At 65.4% G+C, this 17,252-nt stretch carries 17 protein-coding genes; 12 read left to right on the top strand and 5 right to left on the bottom strand.

Annotated features, from left to right (window positions below):
- Window positions 1-33 precede the first annotated feature (33 nt).
- Together BRX37_RS09560 and BRX37_RS09565 are read left to right on the top strand one after the other, a co-directional pair.
- Complete coding sequence (locus BRX37_RS09560; RefSeq protein WP_125986561.1) at window positions 34-357, top strand: carboxymuconolactone decarboxylase family protein; 324 nt, start codon at window positions 34-36, stop codon at window positions 355-357.
- On the top strand, window positions 341-763 hold the full coding sequence (locus BRX37_RS09565) for a putative quinol monooxygenase (protein ID WP_318276651.1): 423 nt from the start codon (window positions 341-343) through the stop codon (window positions 761-763). Before BRX37_RS09560 ends, BRX37_RS09565 begins: the two co-directional genes overlap by 17 nt.
- 61 nt (window positions 764-824) lie before the next feature.
- Here BRX37_RS09565 and BRX37_RS09570 read toward each other — a convergent pair whose 3' ends face one another.
- Window positions 825-1,553, bottom strand: a complete 729-nt coding sequence (locus tag BRX37_RS09570; protein ID WP_004209179.1) for a hypothetical protein — start codon at window positions 1,551-1,553, stop codon at window positions 825-827.
- A 234-nt stretch (window positions 1,554-1,787) separates the two neighbouring features.
- Between BRX37_RS09570 and BRX37_RS09575 the strand changes: the two genes are divergently transcribed.
- The 6 genes from BRX37_RS09575 (at window position 1,788) to BRX37_RS09600 (ending at window position 9,266) form a co-directional block, all read left to right on the top strand.
- Window positions 1,788-2,234, top strand: coding sequence for a DUF3576 domain-containing protein (locus BRX37_RS09575; RefSeq protein WP_004209178.1), 447 nt, complete (start codon window positions 1,788-1,790; stop codon window positions 2,232-2,234).
- A gap of 103 nt (window positions 2,235-2,337) precedes the next feature.
- Window positions 2,338-4,899 (top strand): leucine--tRNA ligase, encoded by a 2,562-nt coding sequence (leuS, locus tag BRX37_RS09580; RefSeq protein WP_125986563.1) that lies wholly within the window; start codon window positions 2,338-2,340, stop codon window positions 4,897-4,899.
- Window positions 4,900-4,963: 64 nt separating this feature from the next.
- Window positions 4,964-5,509, top strand: a complete 546-nt coding sequence (gene lptE, locus BRX37_RS09585; protein ID WP_125986565.1) for an LPS assembly lipoprotein LptE — start codon at window positions 4,964-4,966, stop codon at window positions 5,507-5,509.
- A complete protein-coding gene (gene holA / locus BRX37_RS09590) occupies window positions 5,506-6,534 on the top strand; it encodes a DNA polymerase III subunit delta (protein WP_125986567.1) in 1,029 nt (342 codons plus the stop codon). Before lptE ends, holA begins: the two co-directional genes overlap by 4 nt.
- 43 nt (window positions 6,535-6,577) lie before the next feature.
- Window positions 6,578-6,982: a peptide-methionine (R)-S-oxide reductase MsrB gene (msrB, locus tag BRX37_RS09595; protein WP_004209174.1), complete on the top strand. Its 405-nt coding sequence runs from the start codon at window positions 6,578-6,580 to the stop codon at window positions 6,980-6,982.
- A 190-nt stretch (window positions 6,983-7,172) separates the two neighbouring features.
- On the top strand, window positions 7,173-9,266 hold the full coding sequence (locus BRX37_RS09600; protein ID WP_037519233.1) for a transglycosylase domain-containing protein: 2,094 nt from the start codon (window positions 7,173-7,175) through the stop codon (window positions 9,264-9,266).
- A 9-nt stretch (window positions 9,267-9,275) separates the two neighbouring features.
- Here BRX37_RS09600 and BRX37_RS09605 read toward each other — a convergent pair whose 3' ends face one another.
- Window positions 9,276-10,241 carry a retroviral-like aspartic protease family protein gene (locus BRX37_RS09605; RefSeq protein ID WP_017499460.1) on the bottom strand — a complete coding sequence of 322 codons (966 nt, stop codon included), beginning with the start codon at window positions 10,239-10,241 and terminating at the stop codon, window positions 9,276-9,278.
- A gap of 278 nt (window positions 10,242-10,519) precedes the next feature.
- Between BRX37_RS09605 and rho the strand changes: the two genes are divergently transcribed.
- Entirely contained in the window at window positions 10,520-11,776 is a 1,257-nt protein-coding gene (gene rho, locus BRX37_RS09610; protein WP_004209171.1) for a transcription termination factor Rho, read from the top strand.
- A 116-nt stretch (window positions 11,777-11,892) separates the two neighbouring features.
- Complete coding sequence (locus BRX37_RS09615) at window positions 11,893-12,612, top strand: YjbE family putative metal transport protein (RefSeq protein ID WP_004209170.1); 720 nt, start codon at window positions 11,893-11,895, stop codon at window positions 12,610-12,612.
- Window positions 12,613-12,651: 39 nt separating this feature from the next.
- Here BRX37_RS09615 and BRX37_RS09620 read toward each other — a convergent pair whose 3' ends face one another.
- The 3 genes from BRX37_RS09620 to BRX37_RS09630 form a co-directional block, all read right to left on the bottom strand.
- Window positions 12,652-13,674 carry a phytanoyl-CoA dioxygenase family protein gene (locus tag BRX37_RS09620; protein WP_164522442.1) on the bottom strand — a complete coding sequence of 341 codons (1,023 nt, stop codon included), beginning with the start codon at window positions 13,672-13,674 and terminating at the stop codon, window positions 12,652-12,654.
- Window positions 13,675-13,820: 146 nt separating this feature from the next.
- Window positions 13,821-14,792: a quinone oxidoreductase gene (locus BRX37_RS09625; RefSeq protein ID WP_318276653.1), complete on the bottom strand. Its 972-nt coding sequence runs from the start codon at window positions 14,790-14,792 to the stop codon at window positions 13,821-13,823.
- On the bottom strand, window positions 14,792-15,493 hold the full coding sequence (locus BRX37_RS09630; RefSeq protein ID WP_125986571.1) for a dienelactone hydrolase family protein: 702 nt from the start codon (window positions 15,491-15,493) through the stop codon (window positions 14,792-14,794). The genes BRX37_RS09625 and BRX37_RS09630 overlap by 1 nt, the downstream gene beginning before the upstream one ends.
- Before the next feature lie 164 nt (window positions 15,494-15,657).
- Between BRX37_RS09630 and BRX37_RS09635 the strand changes: the two genes are divergently transcribed.
- Both BRX37_RS09635 and mnmE read left to right on the top strand, forming a co-directional pair.
- Window positions 15,658-15,915, top strand: coding sequence for a DUF6489 family protein (locus BRX37_RS09635; RefSeq protein ID WP_004209166.1), 258 nt, complete (start codon window positions 15,658-15,660; stop codon window positions 15,913-15,915).
- Window positions 15,916-17,202, top strand: a complete 1,287-nt coding sequence (gene mnmE, locus BRX37_RS09640; protein ID WP_125986573.1) for a tRNA uridine-5-carboxymethylaminomethyl(34) synthesis GTPase MnmE — start codon at window positions 15,916-15,918, stop codon at window positions 17,200-17,202.
- The last annotated feature ends 50 nt before the right edge of the window (window positions 17,203-17,252 follow it).

A 17,252-nucleotide genomic window follows, 5' to 3' on the forward strand; every position in this document is an offset into this window, starting at 1 on the left:
TGGGGGACGCCGTCCATTTTGCGGAGACCCGACATGACCGAACCCACCGACGCGCGCCGATCCTTTGGCGATCTGGCGCCTCATCTGGCGGGAATGACCGACAAGACCCTGTTCGGCGAAGTCTGGGCCGATCCGGCACTGTCGCCGCGCGACCGCAGCCTGATCACCATCACCAGCCTCATCTCGCTCTATCGCGGCAATGAGCTGCCCTTTCACCTGCAGCGGGCACTGGACAATGGGCTGACGCGCGCGGAGATCATCGCGACCATCACCCATCTGGCCTTCTATGCCGGCTGGCCGCCAGCGATGACCGCACTGGGGATCGCCCGCAAGCTGTTCGATGATGCGCAGGATTAAGGCAGCGATGGGCGCATTGACGCTGGCCGCCTTCATGCTGGGCGTCGGGGCCGGGCGACAGGCCAAGGCGCAGGCCGCGCCGGAAAAGCCGATCGTGCGGATCGCGGAGCTGGAGATCGATCCGGCCCGGATCGAGCAGTATAAGGCCTATCTGCGCGAGGAGATTGCCGCATCGGTGGCGCAGGAGCCGGGTGTGCTGTCGCTGTCGGCGGTGGCGATCGCCGGAAAGCCTGCGAGCATCCGCCTGCTGGAAGTCTATGCCAGTGACGCGGCCTATCAGGCGCATCTCAAGACACCGCATTTCCTGAAATATAAGCAGGGCACTGCCGACATGGTGCAGTCATTGCGCCTGATCGAGACGGAGCCGGTCATGCTCTGCGCCAAGGGTGGCGGCAGTTACTGTTGACGCGTTGGAGCGATCGGCATCAGGCGATGGCGATCATGCGTATCCCTGCCCTTTCAGGCGATCAGAATTTGAAGATGGTGCCCAGATAGACGGCCTGGTTGTCCTGGCGCTCGTCGGTCATCGGGGTCAGGCGGCCGGCAACGCTGTTGTTGTAGCGGATGCCCGCCGTCACGTTCAGGTTGCGGGTCAGCGAATAGGAGCTGGCCAGATCCAGCGAATAATCCTTGTCCGCACTCGGGTTGCGGACGGTCGCCGTCGGCTCGCGGCGGCTTTCCAGCAGCACCTTGGTGCTGAAGCGATCCTTCTTGCCGTCATCCAGCGAGAAATTCTTCGCATCGACCATGGTTTCGACCGGCACCGGGTCCAGCGCCTTGCGGCCGGTATTTTCCGGCAGGGCGAACTTGCGCCAGCCATGCTCGCCGTTCAGGCTGAAGCTGACGGGCGCGATGTTGACCGGGACCACCGAGCGGTTGGCGGCAACGCGATCGACGTCGCTGGCGCGGACCATGACGGTGATCGAGCGCTGGCCGCTGAGCGAACCGCTGGTCGGCGTGAAGCGGAAATTCTGACGACCGGCCGAGGCGGCGATCTTCGCATAGGCCGCAGCCAGGCGCGAATCCTTGGTCGTGGGGGTGAAGGAAGAAATGCTGCCCAGCGCGCCGAGCGACACAGGAGCTTCTTCACGCATGCGGACGAGATCGGTTGCAGCGCCAAAAGCGGGCGACAGCATGAAGCCAGCGACGGCGATCGCCGAGCCTGCCAATGCCAAATGTCCCCGTTTCACGCGCATGATTCGAATCTCTTCCCCACCGGTTATTTTTCAAGACGCATTAGACACCAAAAAGCGCCATTGACCAGAGGCGCCATCCGCTTTTTGTCTGAGCTGTTGCACAGAGCACACAGACTCCGAGGACGGGTTGCGACGATCCGTGGCGTGTCGGACCCGCGCGCCCCCTTGCCCAATGGCGCGCGTCGACTATAGAAGCGGGGCGTTTTTCGTCTTTTTCAAGCTAGGACATGCCTGATGGTCCGTCGCCTTCCCGTTACCCTTTCCTCCGGTCTTCTGCTGGCTGCGCTCCTGCCGCTTGCCGCATGCGGGGGCGGCGCGAAGGAACGGCCCAAGGCCGATCTGGCCGCGTCGAAGGTCACCACCATCGGCGTCAACGCCTATCTGTGGCGCGCCAGCCTGGACACGCTGTCCTTCATGCCGATGGTGCAGACCGATTCCAACGGCGGCGTCATCGTCACCGACTGGTATACCAATCCCAACACGCCGAGTGAGCGGATGAAGGTCACCGTGTCGATCCTGGACCAGGATCTGCGCGCCGACGCGCTGCGCGTGGCCGCCAGCCGCCAGGTCAACCAGAATGGCCAGTGGGTCGATGCCCCGGTGCAGGCCGCGACGGTGCAGAAGCTGGAAGAGATCATCCTGACCAAGGCGCGCGACCTGCGCCGCATGGCGATCGGCTGAACCACCCCTTTCGGGCGCGACTGATACGGTAACGCCCTGTTTTCAAACCATCGGGGCTGGGCTTTCACAGAGCCCAGCCCGCTTGCATTTGTAAGGACATGACATGCAAAGGCGCTTCAACCCGCTGGAGGCCGACGCCCGCTGGCAGGCCGTCTGGGACGAGAAGCAGAGCTTCAAGGCGGACGATGCCTCTACGAAGCCGCGCAGCTACGTGCTGGAGATGTTCCCCTATCCGTCGGGGCGCATCCATATCGGTCATGTCCGCAACTATTCGATGGGCGACGTGCTGGCGCGCTTCCGCCGGATGACCGGCCATGAAGTGCTGCATCCGATGGGCTGGGACGCGTTCGGCATGCCGGCCGAAAATGCGGCGATGGAAAAGAAGGTGCATCCGGGCGAATGGACCCGGTCCAACATCGCCAATATGCGCGCGCAGCTGAAGAAGCTGGGCTTCGCGATCGACTGGAGCCGCGAACTCGCCACCTGCGAGCCGGACTATTATGGCCATGAACAGGCGCTGTTCCTGGACATGCTGGAATCCGGCCTGGTCTATCGCAAGGAAAGCCAGGTCAACTGGGATCCGGTCGACATGACCGTGCTGGCGAACGAGCAGGTGATCGACGGGCGCGGCTGGCGTTCGGGCGCGCTGGTCGAGAAGCGCAAGCTCAACCAGTGGTTCCTCAAGATCACCCAGTTTGCCGACGATCTGCTGGGGGGCCTCCAGACGCTCGACCAGTGGCCCGACAAGGTGCGGTTGATGCAGGAAAACTGGATCGGCAAGTCGGTCGGCCTGCAGTTCAGCTTCAAGCCGGTCGCGCCGTTCGACAGCGAGATCGAGGTCTATTCGACCCGCCCCGACACCATCTTCGGCGCCAGCTTCGTCGCGATCGCGGCCGACCACCCGGTCGCGCAGGCCGTCGCCGCGAACAATCCCGATGCCGTTGCCTTCATCGAGAAGTGCAAGGAAGGCGGCACCACCGCCGCCGAGCTGGAAACGGCGGAGAAGCTGGGCTTCGACACCGGCCTGACGGTCGCGCATCCGTTCGATCCGGAATGGCACCTGCCCGTCTTCATCGCCAATTTCGTGCTGATGGACTATGGCACCGGCGCCGTCATGGGCGTGCCCGCGCATGACCAGCGCGACCTCGACTTCGCGCGCAAATATATGCTGCCGGTCGAGCGTGTCGTCGCGCTGGATGGCGAAGCCGACAAGCCGATCCATGACGAGGCCTATACCGGCCCCGGCAATCTGGTGAACTCGCGCTTCCTGGACGGCATGGCGGTCGAAGCCGCCAAGGCCGCCGTCATCGCCCGCGCCGAGGGTGAAGGCTGGGGCGCGGGCAAGACCGTGTTCCGCCTGCGCGACTGGGGCGTGTCGCGCCAGCGTTACTGGGGTACCCCGATCCCGGTCATCCATTGCGATGATTGTGGTGTGGTGGGCGTGCCCAAGGACCAGCTGCCGGTGAAGCTGCCCGAGGATGTGACCTTCGACATTCCCGGCAACCCGCTGGATCGTCACCCGACCTGGAAGCATGTCGATTGCCCCACCTGTGGCAAGGCGGCGCGGCGCGAGACCGACACGCTCGACACCTTCGCGGATTCGAGCTGGTATTTCATACGCTTCGCCAGCCAGCCCGACGACAAGCCGTTCGATCGTGCGACCGTCGAGCAGTGGCTGCCGGTCGGCCAGTATATTGGCGGCGTGGAACATGCGATCCTGCATCTCCTCTACGCCCGTTTCTGGACCCGCGCGCTGCAGCATATGGGTCAGCTGGGCTTTGCCGAGCCCTTCACCGGCCTGTTCACTCAGGGCATGGTGACCCACGAGACCTACTATCGGCTCAAGACCGTTGAGACGATGAAGGGAGACGTGCTTCATACCGAGGTCATGGGCAAAGAGTATTTCAGCCCGACTGAAATTCGTAAGACGCCCGATGGAGCGACAGCGGTTACTGATGGCTCCGATGTGATGATCGGCCGCGTCGAGAAGATGTCCAAGTCGAAGAAGAATGTCGTCGATCCCGATGACATCATCGAACAATATGGTGCCGACGCCGTGCGCTGGTTCATGCTGTCGGACAGCCCGCCCGAGCGCGACCTGCCCTGGACCGAGGCTGGCATCGAGGGCAGCTGGCGCTTCGTCAACCGCGTCTGGCGCCTGTTCGGCGAAGCGGATGCGGCGGCGGAAGGCCAGGACAAGGCGCTCGACCGCAAGCTGCACCAGACGATCGACGGCGTTGCCAAGGATATCGAGGCGCTGGGCTTCAACAAGGCCGTCGCCAAGATCTATGAGCTGGTCAACGCGATCGAGAAGGCCAAGCCGTCGGCCAGCCGCACCGCGGCGATCCGCGCGCTGGCGCTGCTGGTCGCGCCGATGACCCCGCATCTGGCCGAAGAGGGCTGGGCCGAGATGGCGCAGCCGGGCCTGATCGCCGAAGCCGCCTGGCCGGCGGTCGATCCGGCGCTGCTGGTCGAGGATGAAGTGACCATCGCCTGCCAGGTGATGGGCAAGCTGCGCGACACCATCACCGTGCCCAAGGGCACGCCCAAGGACGAGCTGGAAAAGCTGGCACTGGCGGCGCCGAACGTCGTTCGCACGCTGGATGGCGCCACCCCCAAGAAGGTGATCGTGGTGCCCGACCGTCTGGTCAATCTGGTCATCTGACCTGTGCCCGTCACCCCGACCTTTGGTTCGACAAGGGCGGGGTGACGGGATAAGGATCATGCCCATGAAGCGCATCCTTCCCCTCGTCGCCCTGACCTTTCTTACCGCCTGCGGGCTGCGCCCGGTCTATGGCGGCGGCAGCCATGGCGCGGTGGCGCAGGGGCTGGGCCATGTCGAGGTGCAGGATATTGCGGGCAAGGGCGGCTGGCTGATGCGCAACGCGCTCAACGACCGGCTTGGCGCGATCAGCAACGGTTCCGGCCCCAGCTACAAGCTGGTGGTAAAGCTGGACGATCAGATCAGCGGCTTCGGTCTGCGGTCCGACGCGGCCATCACCCGTGAGCGGCGCACGCTGCGGGCGCGCTATCAGCTGATCGATGAAGCGACCGGCGCGCAGGTGCTGGACGATAGCGCCGGGTCGGACGCCGGCATCAACGCGACGTCGAGCGAATATGCGACGATCGCGGCCGAAGATACGGCGCTGGAGCGGCTGTCGGAGATCGTGGCCGACCAGATCGTCACCCGCCTGGCGCTGTATGCGACGCGCAAGGAGGGCGCCCAGGCGGCGTCCTCGTCGGCGCCATCGCCGGCGGCGTCGACCGGCCAGTGAAAGCCAATCGCGGCCAGATAGAAAAGGCGCTCGACGCGCCGCCGTCGGATATTCGCTTCTTCCTGCTCTATGGTCCTGACGAGGCGGGCAGCACGGCGCTTGCCAGGCGGCTGGAGCGGGCGATGGGGCCGGGGGCCGAGCGGGTTGACCTGGACGTGGCCACGCTGCGCGAGGATCCGGCACGGCTGGCCGACGAGGCGGCGTCCTTCTCCATGTTCGGCGACAAGCGCTGGGTGCGGATCAACGGCATGGGCGATGAATCGCTGCCGGCGGTGACGGCGTTGCTGGAGGCGGAGGCGGCGGGCAATCCGGTGATCGCGATCGCCGGTGCGCTCAAGGCGACGTCGAAGCTGGTCAAGCTGGCGCTCGACCATAAGGGCTGCATGGCCTTCATCTCCTATCAGCCCGATGCCCGCGAGGCGGAGCAGATCGCGATGGCGACCGCGCGCGAGAACGGCCTGCGCCTGCCGCAGGAACTGGCGCGCCGCATCGTCGACCTGGCCAATGGCGACCGGGCGCTGATGGGAATCGAGATCGAGAAGCTGGTTCTCTATCTCGACGCCGCGCCGGAACAGCCGCGCGAGGCGACGGCGGAGGCGCTGGACGCGCTGTCGGCCGACAATCCCGATTCCGATGCCGCGCCGCTGGTCAACGCGGTGCTGGGCGGCGACCTCAGGGCGATGCACAAGGAACTCAACAATCTGGCGGAGATCGGCGCGGCCATGGCGTCGGTGATCCGGCCGCTGCTGACCCGCGCCATGCTGATCGCCAATATCCGCGCGGACTTCGACAGCAGCGGGCGGCTGGAGGCGGCGGTGGAATCGGCCGGCAAGGCGGTCTTCTGGAAGGAGAAGGGGCTGGTCACCCGCCAGGTGCGGATGTGGGACGCGACCGGCATCGCCCGCGTCATCCAGCGTCTGGCTCAGGCCGAACGGTCCAGCCGCGGCGGCAAGGGGCTGGGCGACCTGCTGGTGCGGCACGAGCTGCTGGCGATCGCCCGACAGGCGGCGCGCGAGCGGGCCTGATCGCGGACTTGATAAGGGCTTCGGCGGACGCCATATTGCGGCCATGGAAAAGCTGGACCTGAGCGAAGCCGAATGGCGTGCGCGCCTTTCCCCCGAACAATATCATGTGCTGCGCGAAGCGGGCACCGAACGGGCCTTCACCGGCAAATATAACAGCAACAAGGCCGACGGCGTCTATTATTGCGCCGGTTGCGGCGCGGAGCTGTTCGATGCCGAGGAAAAATATGACAGCGGGTCAGGCTGGCCCAGCTTCACCGCGCCGGTTGATATCGACGCGGTCGAGGAAATTCGCGACGCCAGCCATGGCATGATCCGCACCGAGGTGCGTTGCGCCACCTGCGAGGGGCATCTGGGCCATGTTTTCCCTGATGGCCCCGGCGTCAACGGCCTGCGTTACTGCATGAACAGCGCGTCGCTGGATTTCAAGTCGCGCGACGACGCGGAATAAGAGCGTCATAGGGACGGACTGGTGCGGGGCGGGGGCGCAATGTGTTGCCCGGCCCGGTGCTTGGGAACGTCTCCCGATAATATTCATCGCGGGTAAAGCCGCATCATCCTTACAGACCGGGGAGTTTTCCGGACGAGCGCCCTGATTTGCGCTGGTCCGGGCCGGTAATAGCGCGTATCCGGGGCGGCAAATGGCACGATCTGACAAGAGCAAGAAGGCGCCGGGCAAGGCGAAGAAATGGCTGGTGCGCGGGCTAAAGATCGGTCTGGTCGGCGCCTTTGCCGGTCTGGTCGCGATCGGCGTCGCCGTGTTCATCGCGATGCAGTCGCTGCCCGACTATAACAGCCTCAAATCCTCCCCCAATGGCCAGATGATCCGCGTCCATGCGGCGGACGGATCGGTCATCGTCTCCCTGGGGCCGAGCTTCGGCCGCTGGCTAAGCTATGACCAGATTCCCTCGGTCATGGTCGATGCGATGGTGTCGACCGAGGATCGGCGTTTCTACATGCACCCCGGCGTCGATCCGGTCGGCATGGCACGCGCGGCCTGGGTCGCGCTGGAACGGCGCGGCAGCGGCCGGCGCTGGCAGGGCGCGTCGACCATCACCCAGCAGGTCGCGCGCAACATCTTCCTCAACAACAGCTATAGCTGGGGCCGCAAGGTCCGCGAGATGGTGCTGGCGATGGCGCTGGAGCGCAAATTCTCCAAGCAGCAGATCCTGGAACTCTATCTCAACAAGGTCTATTTCGGCGGCGGCGCCTATGGCATCGACGCCGCCAGCCGCAAATTTTTTGGCCATCCCGCACAGAGCCTGGACCTGCCCGAGGCGGCGATCATCGCCGGCCTGGTGAAGGCGCCGTCCAGCTATTCGCCCACCGCCGATGCCGAGGCCGCGATCGGCCGCGCCGGCGTGGTGCTCGACCTGATGCAGGAAAATGGCAAGATCAGCGCTGCCGATCATGCCAATGCCAATCTGGCTGGCGTGCGCATGGCGCCCGAGCCGCCGCAGAACAGCGTGCGCTATTTCACCGACTGGGCGCTGCCGCAGCTCGACACGCTGATCGACGAGCCCAATGAGCCGTTGGAAGTCTATACGACCATCGACCTTGGCATGCAGAATGCAGCGACCGCTGCAGTGAAGGCAAACGTGTCGAACGGCATGCAGGGCGCGCTGGTCAGCCTGGATCGCGACGGCGCGGTGCGCGCCATGGTCGGCGGGCTCGACTATGTGACCTCCAACTATAACCGCGCGACGACCGCCGTGCGACAGCCCGGTTCGGCCTGGAAGATCTTCGTATACATGGCGGCGCTGGAGGCAGGCTATACGCCCGATACCGGCGTTACCGATGAGCCGGTGACGATCAATGGCTGGAGCCCGCGCAACAGCAATGGCCGCTTTGCCGGTGCGATCGATATCCGCACCGCCTTTGCCTATTCGATCAACACGGTCGCGGCGAAGCTGGGCGTGGAGGTCGGTTTCCCGACCGTCGCCGACATGGCGCGCCGCTTCGGCATCACCACGCCGATCAACACCCACCCCTCGATGGTGCTGGGCACGTCGGACGTACGGCTGATCGACATGACCCGCGCCTTCGCCTCGATCGCGCGCAAGGGCGTGGCGGTCACCCCCTATGGCATCACCAAGGTGACGACCGCCGACGGGCGGATGCTCTACCAGCATCAGGACGATACCAGCCGCGTGCTGGTGGCGCCCTGGGTCGCGGCGGGCATGACCGACCTGATGCAGACGGCGGTCAGCACCGGCACCGGCAAGGCGGCGCAGATCGGACGCCCGGTCGCGGGCAAGACCGGCACCACCAACAGCGGCAAGGATGGCTGGTTCCTGGGCTTTTCCAGCGGCATCACCACCGGCGTCTGGGTCGGCCGCGATGACGCCAAGGCGGTGCCTTCGCTCTATGGCGGTCGCGCGCCGGCCCACGCCTTTGCCGATTATATGAAGGTCGCCGTCGCCAAGCGGCCGGTGGAGCAGTTCGAGACCCAGGTCACCCTGCCCGAATGGCAGCTGGAGCCGGACGAGGAAGCCTATTACGGCCAGCCGGATAACGGCATGGAAGGCGGCATGATGGTCGATGAAAATGGCCTGCCGATCGACCGTGCCCGGCCGGCCGGCAGCGAGGCGGAGGATGGCGAGGATATGGCTCAGCCCGATCCGGCCGATCGCCCGGCGCCGCCGCGCCTGGACCAGCAATGGATCGACAATGTGTTGGGCCGTACGCCGCGCCAGCGCCAGCCGGCCCAGCAGCAGCGACCCGATAATCCCTGATCCGGTGCCTCAGCGTCCCTGACGAGGCGCTGAGGCGGCCAGCCGGACTGGATCGAGCGCGCCGGTATCGGGTAGCAGGAAGTCCACCTTGCCCCGGCCGAAGTCGATCGCCACCCGGTCGAACAGCCGCAGCGCGTTCATCCCCAGCATCAGCGCCGGCTTGTCGGCCAGGCCCAGCTCGGCAAAGGGGCTGGCCTCGGCGAACAGCACCGGCACGCCGGTCAGCTTGACCCGACCCATGCGCACGAAATCCAGTCGCCCGACATCACCGGTCAGCGTGTCGCCGGTCACGCTGATCAGGCTGGCCTGCAGCAGTGCGGGCGCGCGCTTCTTGCGCACCAGCTTGTCGCGCAGCGCCAGATTGCCGACGCTGAAATTGGCGCCGGTATCCAGGATGATGTTCACCTTCATCCCGTTGACGTCGGAATCCAGCAGGATCAGCTGTCCCTTGCGCCGGCGCGCCTCGACAATGATCGCATCGGGATCGCGCGGGGGCAGGCGGCGGCTTTCGCTGATTTCCATCCGGCCGGTGCGGAAATTGAGCAGCACCCGCTTGGCATGCAGGCTGTCGAGGCCGAGCAGGCCGGCGGCGCCCAGATGCTCGCCGTTCAGCACCGGCGCCTCTATATCGTCCACCGTGGTCGCGCCGAAACCGAGCCGGGGCACGGCGACGGTCGGCACTTCCGCCTTGCCGGTCATGCTGAGGATGGTGACGATCCGCCGATTGGGCAGGGCGAGCCGGTCGGCCAGGTCGCGGGCGATGACCGTGCGCTGGGAGCCGGTGTCGATCACGAAGTTCCACGGCCCCTTGCCGTCGATATTGATGGGAATGGTGACTCGGTCGTCGAGCGAGGGGCCGGTGCGGACGACGGTGGGGGGTATGTCGGGATCGAGCGGGGGGCTGTCCTGCGCGGCGAGTGGCAGCGCGGTGAGCGCGCCCGTGGCGATCGCCATCAGGGCACGGAAATAACGCATTTCCTCATCCTTCCGATATTTTATGTCTCATCATATCATGGGGCAGGATATGTCGTCCATCGCCGCAGATGGGGCACCACCTGTCGAAAATCCCCGGATCGCCCATGATTTCAGGCGGAATAGGGAAATGTCCTCGCTTGACTTGAGGGCCGGGCGCTCGCTAAACGCCGACTATTCCCCTCGCCCGTCCGGCGCGAGGCTTTCCCGAGACATTGACCGGGCAAAATCTCCTTTCTTACCCGGCTATTCTATCCCTCACTCCATCGGACCGACTCGCAATGCATCTCAAGGACCTCAAGAAGACAGTTCCCGCCGACCTCGTCACCATGGCGGAAGAACTGGGCGTCGAGGGCGCATCGACCCTGCGCAAGCAGGATCTGATGTTCGCCATCCTGAAGGCCGAGGCCGAAAATGGCGCGCAGATCATGGGTGAGGGCACGATCGAGGTGCTGCCGGACGGCTTCGGCTTCCTGCGCAGCCCGGAGGCGAATTTCCTGGCCGGCCCCGACGACATCTATGTCTCGCCCAACCAGGTCCGTCGCTTCGGCCTGCGCACCGGCGACACGGTCGAGGGCGAGATCCGCGCGCCCAAGGATGGCGAGCGCTATTTCGCCCTGACCAAGCTGCTGTCGGTCAATTTCGATGATCCGGACGTTGTCCGCCATCGCGTCAATTTCGACAACCTGACCCCGCTCTATCCCGAGCAGAAGCTGCGCCTCGACACGCTGGACCCGACCATCAAGGACAAGTCGGCCCGCGTCATCGACATCGTCTCGCCGCAGGGCAAGGGCCAGCGCACGCTGATCGTCGCGCCGCCGCGCGTCGGCAAGACGGTGATGCTGCAGAACATCGCCAAGGCCATCACCGACAATCATCCCGAAGTCTTCCTGATCGTCCTGCTGATCGACGAGCGCCCGGAAGAAGTCACCGACATGCAGCGCAGCGTGAAGGGTGAGGTCGTTTCCTCGACCTTCGACGAGCCTGCCACCCGCCACGTCCAGGTCGCCGAAATGGTGATCGAGAAGGCTAAGCGCCTGGTCGAGCACAAGAAGGATGTCGTCATCCTGCTCGACTCGATCACCCGCCTCGGCCGCGCCTACAACACTGTCGTCCCCTCGTCGGGCAAGGTGCTGACCGGCGGTGTCGACGCCAACGCGCTGCAGCGCCCGAAGCGCTTCTTCGGCGCCGCGCGCAACATCGAGGAGGGCGGCTCGCTCTCGATCATCGCGACCGCGCTGATCGACACCGGCAGCCGCATGGACGAAGTCATCTTCGAAGAGTTCAAGGGCACCGGCAACTCGGAAATCGTGCTGGACCGCAAGGTTGCGGACAAGCGCATCTTCCCGGCGCTGGACGTCGGCAAGTCCGGCACCCGCAAGGAAGAGCTGTTGGTCGAGAAGCCGACGCTCAGCAAGATGTGGGTGCTGCGCCGCATCCTCATGCAGATGGGCACGGTCGATGCGATGGAATTCCTGCTCGACAAGATGAAGGATTCCAAGACCAACGAGGATTTCTTCGCGACCATGAACCAGTAAGCGCGGTGGCGGCTGCGCGGATGTGCAGCCACCCTGCCATATATTTTGCGGTGAGAGCCGGGCCATGTATATGGTCCGGCTTTCTTCATTTTCACATACAGGGACGTTAGGCCGTCATGCTCGACCTTATCGCCACCGCCGCTTCGGCCGCCCAGGGGCTCGGTTCCCCGGCGGATATCTGGCAGCATATCGTCAACGACTTCAGCAATATCGGGACGCCCAGCGCCCTGGCCGCCTTTGGCCAGGTGCTGATGATCGATATCCTGCTGGCGGGCGACAATGCGATCGTCGTCGGCGCGCTGGCCGCCGGCCTGCCGCCCAAGCAGCGCCAGCAGGTCATCCTGATCGGCATCATCGCTGCGCTGGTGCTGCGCATCGGCTTTGCGCTGGTGGTCAGCCAATTGATGCAGATTGTCGGCCTGATCCTGGCCGGCGGCCTGCTGCTGCTGTGGGTCAGCTGGAAGATGTGGCGCGAATTGCGGCCCAATGCCGGCGCGCATACGCCTGACGATCCGAGCGACGATGATGTATCGGGCGTGCGCCCGGCCAAGAGCTTTGCCGCCGCCGCCTGGTCGGTGGCGATCGCCGACGTCAGCATGAGCCTGGACAATGTGCTGGCCGTGGCCGGTGCCGCGCGGGAGCATCCCGGCATCCTGATCATCGGCCTGATCCTGTCGGTGGCGATGATGGGCATCGCGGCGAACATCATCGCCAAATATATCGAACGCTTCCGCTGGCTGGCCTATCTGGGCCTGGCGGTGATCGTCTATGTTGCCTGCTCGATGATCTATGACGGCATCATGGATCGGTCGGTGGGCATATTGACGCTCTTCTGATCGATCTGATCGACGCTATCGCAATCGGCCCGCCCACGCTCAGTCGTCGGCGGGCCTTTTCATGCCTGCGGGCCGCCAGGGGTGGCCGATCCAGCGTGCCACGGCATCGCGCAGCCCCCAGCGCAGGTTGATGCGCCGTTCGGTGATTCCGGGCAGGCTCCAAATGTCGAGCCCCACCAGCGGGCGGAAGGGGTTGCGCCGGCCATAGGCCCAGAGTTCGACGCGGGTGGAACGCTGCGCCGCTTCGCCGCGCGCATGGAAGCCGAAAGTGTCGGCGATCACCAATGTGTTGGCTGGGACCGGAAACTGGCGCGGCGGCGGGAGGCCAAGACCGGCCAGTTCCGCTTCGTCGATCCGCAGCGAGCCGCGCGCCGACAGACGGCAATCGCCATCTCGCGCTGTCAGGCTGCGCTGTTTCTCCCACGCCGCGCGCGCGGGGGTCAGTCGATGCGATCCGGGCACATAGGTGAAGGGGCCGCCTTCGGCCGGGACGTCCTCCAGGAACAGCCAGGCCTTCATCGCGGGATGGAAGGTATCGGCGTGCAGTTGGGTCTGCGGATCGGGCGCGCCGTCCCGACGATGGGTGAGAATGGTCTGGATGTAGATCAGCGGCTCGACGTTGAAGCCGGCGGCATAGCGCGCCAGCGCGCGCCAGCGGGGATGATCGAGAAAGCGGGCCATAGCGGGCATGGCGCGCCGGGCAGCCCCGTCCAGCGCGTAACGACGGGTGATGGTATGACCCTGCACCATTTCACGTGGAACAGCCTGATAGGCCGCAATCTGCTCGCGCAGGGCAGCAAACTGCTCCGGCGGCAGGAAGTCGCGGATCTCGATGAAACCGTCGCGATCAAAGGCATGACGATCGGCTGCGGAAAGATCTGCGGCGAGACGCGAGCGACGCCGAGCGGTCATCCACTGGGCCAACCTGACGCGCCCGACATGGAGGCCCAGCGCATTGAGCCGGGACGAACCGATCAGCGGATTGTCGAGAAAGGATTTGGCGCCGGTCGCCAGCTGCACGGTCCACCATGGCAGCAGGATCAGCTTGGCCAATCGGGACATGTTCTTGTTCTTCCGGGACGGCAGCATCTCTCATCGAATACTGCAAATGGCGATCAATAGGGAAGGGCGGGCAGACCGCCTGCACAAAAAAAGGGACGGCATGTGTAATGCCGCCCCCGATAGGATTATGTAGATGAGCCAGAGGCTTAGGGGATCAGGATGGTGCTGCCCGTGGTCTGGCGCCCTTCCAGTGCGCGATGGGCGTCCGCAGCGTCGGCGAGAGCGAAGCTCTGGCCGATCTGCGCTGACACGATCCCGCGCGCCATCCGATCGAACAGGCGTTCGGCGGTGTTGGCCAGATCTTCCGCCGTCGCGACATAGTCGAACAGGGTCGGGCGGCTGACATAGAGCGAGCCGTTGCGGCTGAGATCGAGCAGGCTGATCGGCGGCACCGCGCCCGACGCATTGCCATAGCTGACCAGCAGACCGCGGCGGCGCAGGCTGGCGAGCGAGGCGGCCCAACTGTCCTTGCCGACGCCATCATAGGCAACGGCGACACCCTTACCGTCGGTCAGGTCGCGCACTTGTGCCGCCAGATCGTCGAGCGGGCCGGACAGGCTGTGGTCGGCATCGACCCTGGCCGCCTTTTCGGGCGATCCGCTATGGGCGATCACGACCACGCCCTTGTCGCGCAGCCAGGGCACCAGCACCGATCCGACACCACCGGCGGCGGCATGGACCAGCGCCACATCGCCGGGCAGCAGGTCGATCATGTCCTCGGCCAGATAACAGGCGGTCATGCCCTTGAGCATCATTGCGGCGGCATCGCGGGTGCTGACCGCATCGGGGATGCGCACCATGCGATCGGCCGGGACGATGCGGTGGGTGGCATAGGCGCCCAAGCCGGCGGCGCAGCCGACCTTGTCGCCCACGGCAATGCCACTGACGCCCGCACCAACCGCGACGACATGGCCCGCACCCTCCGATCCCAGTGTTAGGGGCAGGGGGGCGGGGTAGAGGCCGGTGCGATAATAGGTGTCGATGAAGTTGAGGCCGACCGCATCCTGCGCGATCAGCACCTCGCCTTCACCGGGCGTGCCCGGATCGAAATTCTCGCGCTCGATCGCCTCGGGCCCGCCATGGGCGCGGACGATCATCCGCCATGCTTCGCCCGACATCAGGCGAGCGCTTGCGCGAAGAAGTCGGCGGTGCGACGGTCGGCCAATTGCGCGGCTTCCTCGACGCGGCGATCGCCCATCTCGGCGGCGAAGCCATGATCCAGCCCTTCATAATCATGCAGGGTGACGTGGCGGTTGTCCTTCAGCCCGTCATGCATCTTGGCCTGAACGTCGGCGGCGACAAAGCCGTCATTGGTCGGGATATGTAGCATGGTCGGCTTGCCGATGGCATGTTGTTCGCCCAGCAGTCCGTCGATGCCCACGCCATAATAGCCGACAAAGGCATCGCCATCGGTGCGGCAGGCGGTCATGAAGGCGACGCGGCCGCCCAGGCAATAGCCGACGACGCCGACCTTGGCCGGGCTTTCCAGCATCGCGCGCGCGGCGCGGATGGTTGCCTCGATATCGCGGACGCCCTGATCCTGGTTGAAGCGGGGGATATAGTCGAGCGCCTGCTGCATCTGCTCGGGGATGTCAGCGTCCAGCTCGATATGCGGATCGATGCGCCAGAACAGGTCGGGCGCGATCGCCAGATAGCCGGCGCGGGCCCAGCTGTCGCATTTGCGGCGTATGCCCTCATTGACGCCGAAAATCTCCTGGATGACGATGATCGCGGCCTTGGCCGGGCTGTCCGGCGTGGCGACATAGGCGTCGAACTGGCCGTCGCCTTCCAGCGTCTTGATCGGAATATAGTCTGCCATGGGATATCCTTCCGCCTTGGGAGTCTGTTAGGTCGAGGCGCATATTGGCGCCTTGGGCGAGGGGTGCAAGCGCGCTGTCACGCCCAAAAAGTTTGCCATCGCCGGCCTGTTTGCGGCATGAGATGGAGCGACAGGCGGATGACCGCGACAGGGAAGGGCAACAGATGAAAGTGACCGTCGACGTGGATTGCACCCCGGCCGAGGCGCGCGCCTTTCTGGGCTTGCCGGACGTCAGCCCCATCCACGACAAATATATCAAGACGATGCTCGACAGCATGGACGGCATTGGCAGCGTCGAGCAGATGGAGACGCTGTTCAAGAGCTTCTCGCCGATGGGCGATGCCGGCGTGCGGCTGTTCAAGCAGATGATGGATATTGGCCTGTCCGGCATGGCGGGCAAGAATGGCGACAAGAAGGATTAAGTGAGCGAGACGATCTTTGCCCTGTCGAGCGGCGCTCCGCCGGCGGGGATTGGCGTGGTGCGCGTCAGCGGCCCGATGGCGGGCGCGGCGCTGCAGGCGCTGGCCGGGCGACTGCCCACCCCCCGCATGGCGAGCCTGGCGCTGCTGAGCGATCCGCGCGACGGCGCGCCGCTCGACCGGGCGCTGCTCTTGTGGTTGCCGGGGCCGCGCACCGTGACGGGCGAGGATATGGCCGAGTTGCATTGCCATGGCGGTCGGGCGGTGATTGCGGCGGTCGAGACGGCGCTGGGGGCGATGCCACAGTTGCGCCGCGCAACTCCCGGCGAGTTCACCCGCCGTGCCTTTGCCCATGGCCGCATGGACCTGAACGAGGTCGAGGGACTGGCCGACCTGCTGGCGGCAGAGACGCAGCAACAGCGGCGTGCGGCGCTGGCGATGATGGAGGGGCATTTTTCGCAGCGGATCGACGGCTGGCGGATGCGGCTGCTCGACCTGTCGGCGATGACAGAGGCCGCGCTCGACTTTTCCGACGAGGATGATGTGCCCGACGCCGATATCGAGGCGCGGATCGGGCAGGGGGTGATGGTGCTGGCGCAGGATGTCGGTGCATTGCTGGCGGCGCCCTCGGCCGAGCGGCTGCGCGACGGCATCCGGGTGGTGCTGGCCGGGCCGCCCAATGCCGGCAAGTCGACCTTGCTCAATAGCCTGGTGGGACGCGAGGCGGCGATCGTGTCCGACATTGCCGGCACCACCCGCGACCGGATCGAGGTGCCCGCCGCGATCGGCGGCACCGCCTTCCTGTTCACCGACACGGCCGGATTGCGCGACGAGACCGGCGATGCCATCGAGGCGATCGGCATCGACCGCGCACGCGCCGCGCTGGAGGCGGCGGACATCATCCTGTGGCTGGGCGACCCGGCCGAGGCACCGCGCGATGATGCGCTGCTGATCGCGGCGCAGAGCGATGTCGTGCTGTTCGAGGTTGACCGGCCTGGTCTGCGTCTGTCAGCGCGGACGGGCGAGGGGATGGATGCGCTGGTGGCGATGCTGCTCGATCGGGCGGCAACGCTGCTGCCGGGTGAGGGCGACTATGCGCTGCATGCGCGGCAGCGGGACGGCGTGCGCCAACTGCACGATCATCTGCTCGCGGCAGGCGCGGCCCGCGATCTGCTGGTGCTGGCGGAGGAGTTGCGTCTGGGGCGACGGACGATCGACGCGCTGACCGGACAGGCGGGGACCGAGGATATGCTCGATCGTCTCTTCTCGGGATTCTGCATCGGTAAGTAAGCGAAATTAGCGCGAGTGATGGCTGATAGTGCGATGTTCCACGTGGAACG

Origin of the sequence: Sphingomonas sp. S-NIH.Pt3_0716, from assembly GCF_003950715.1 — a bacterium.
Lineage (GTDB): Bacteria > Pseudomonadota > Alphaproteobacteria > Sphingomonadales > Sphingomonadaceae > Sphingobium > Sphingobium yanoikuyae_A.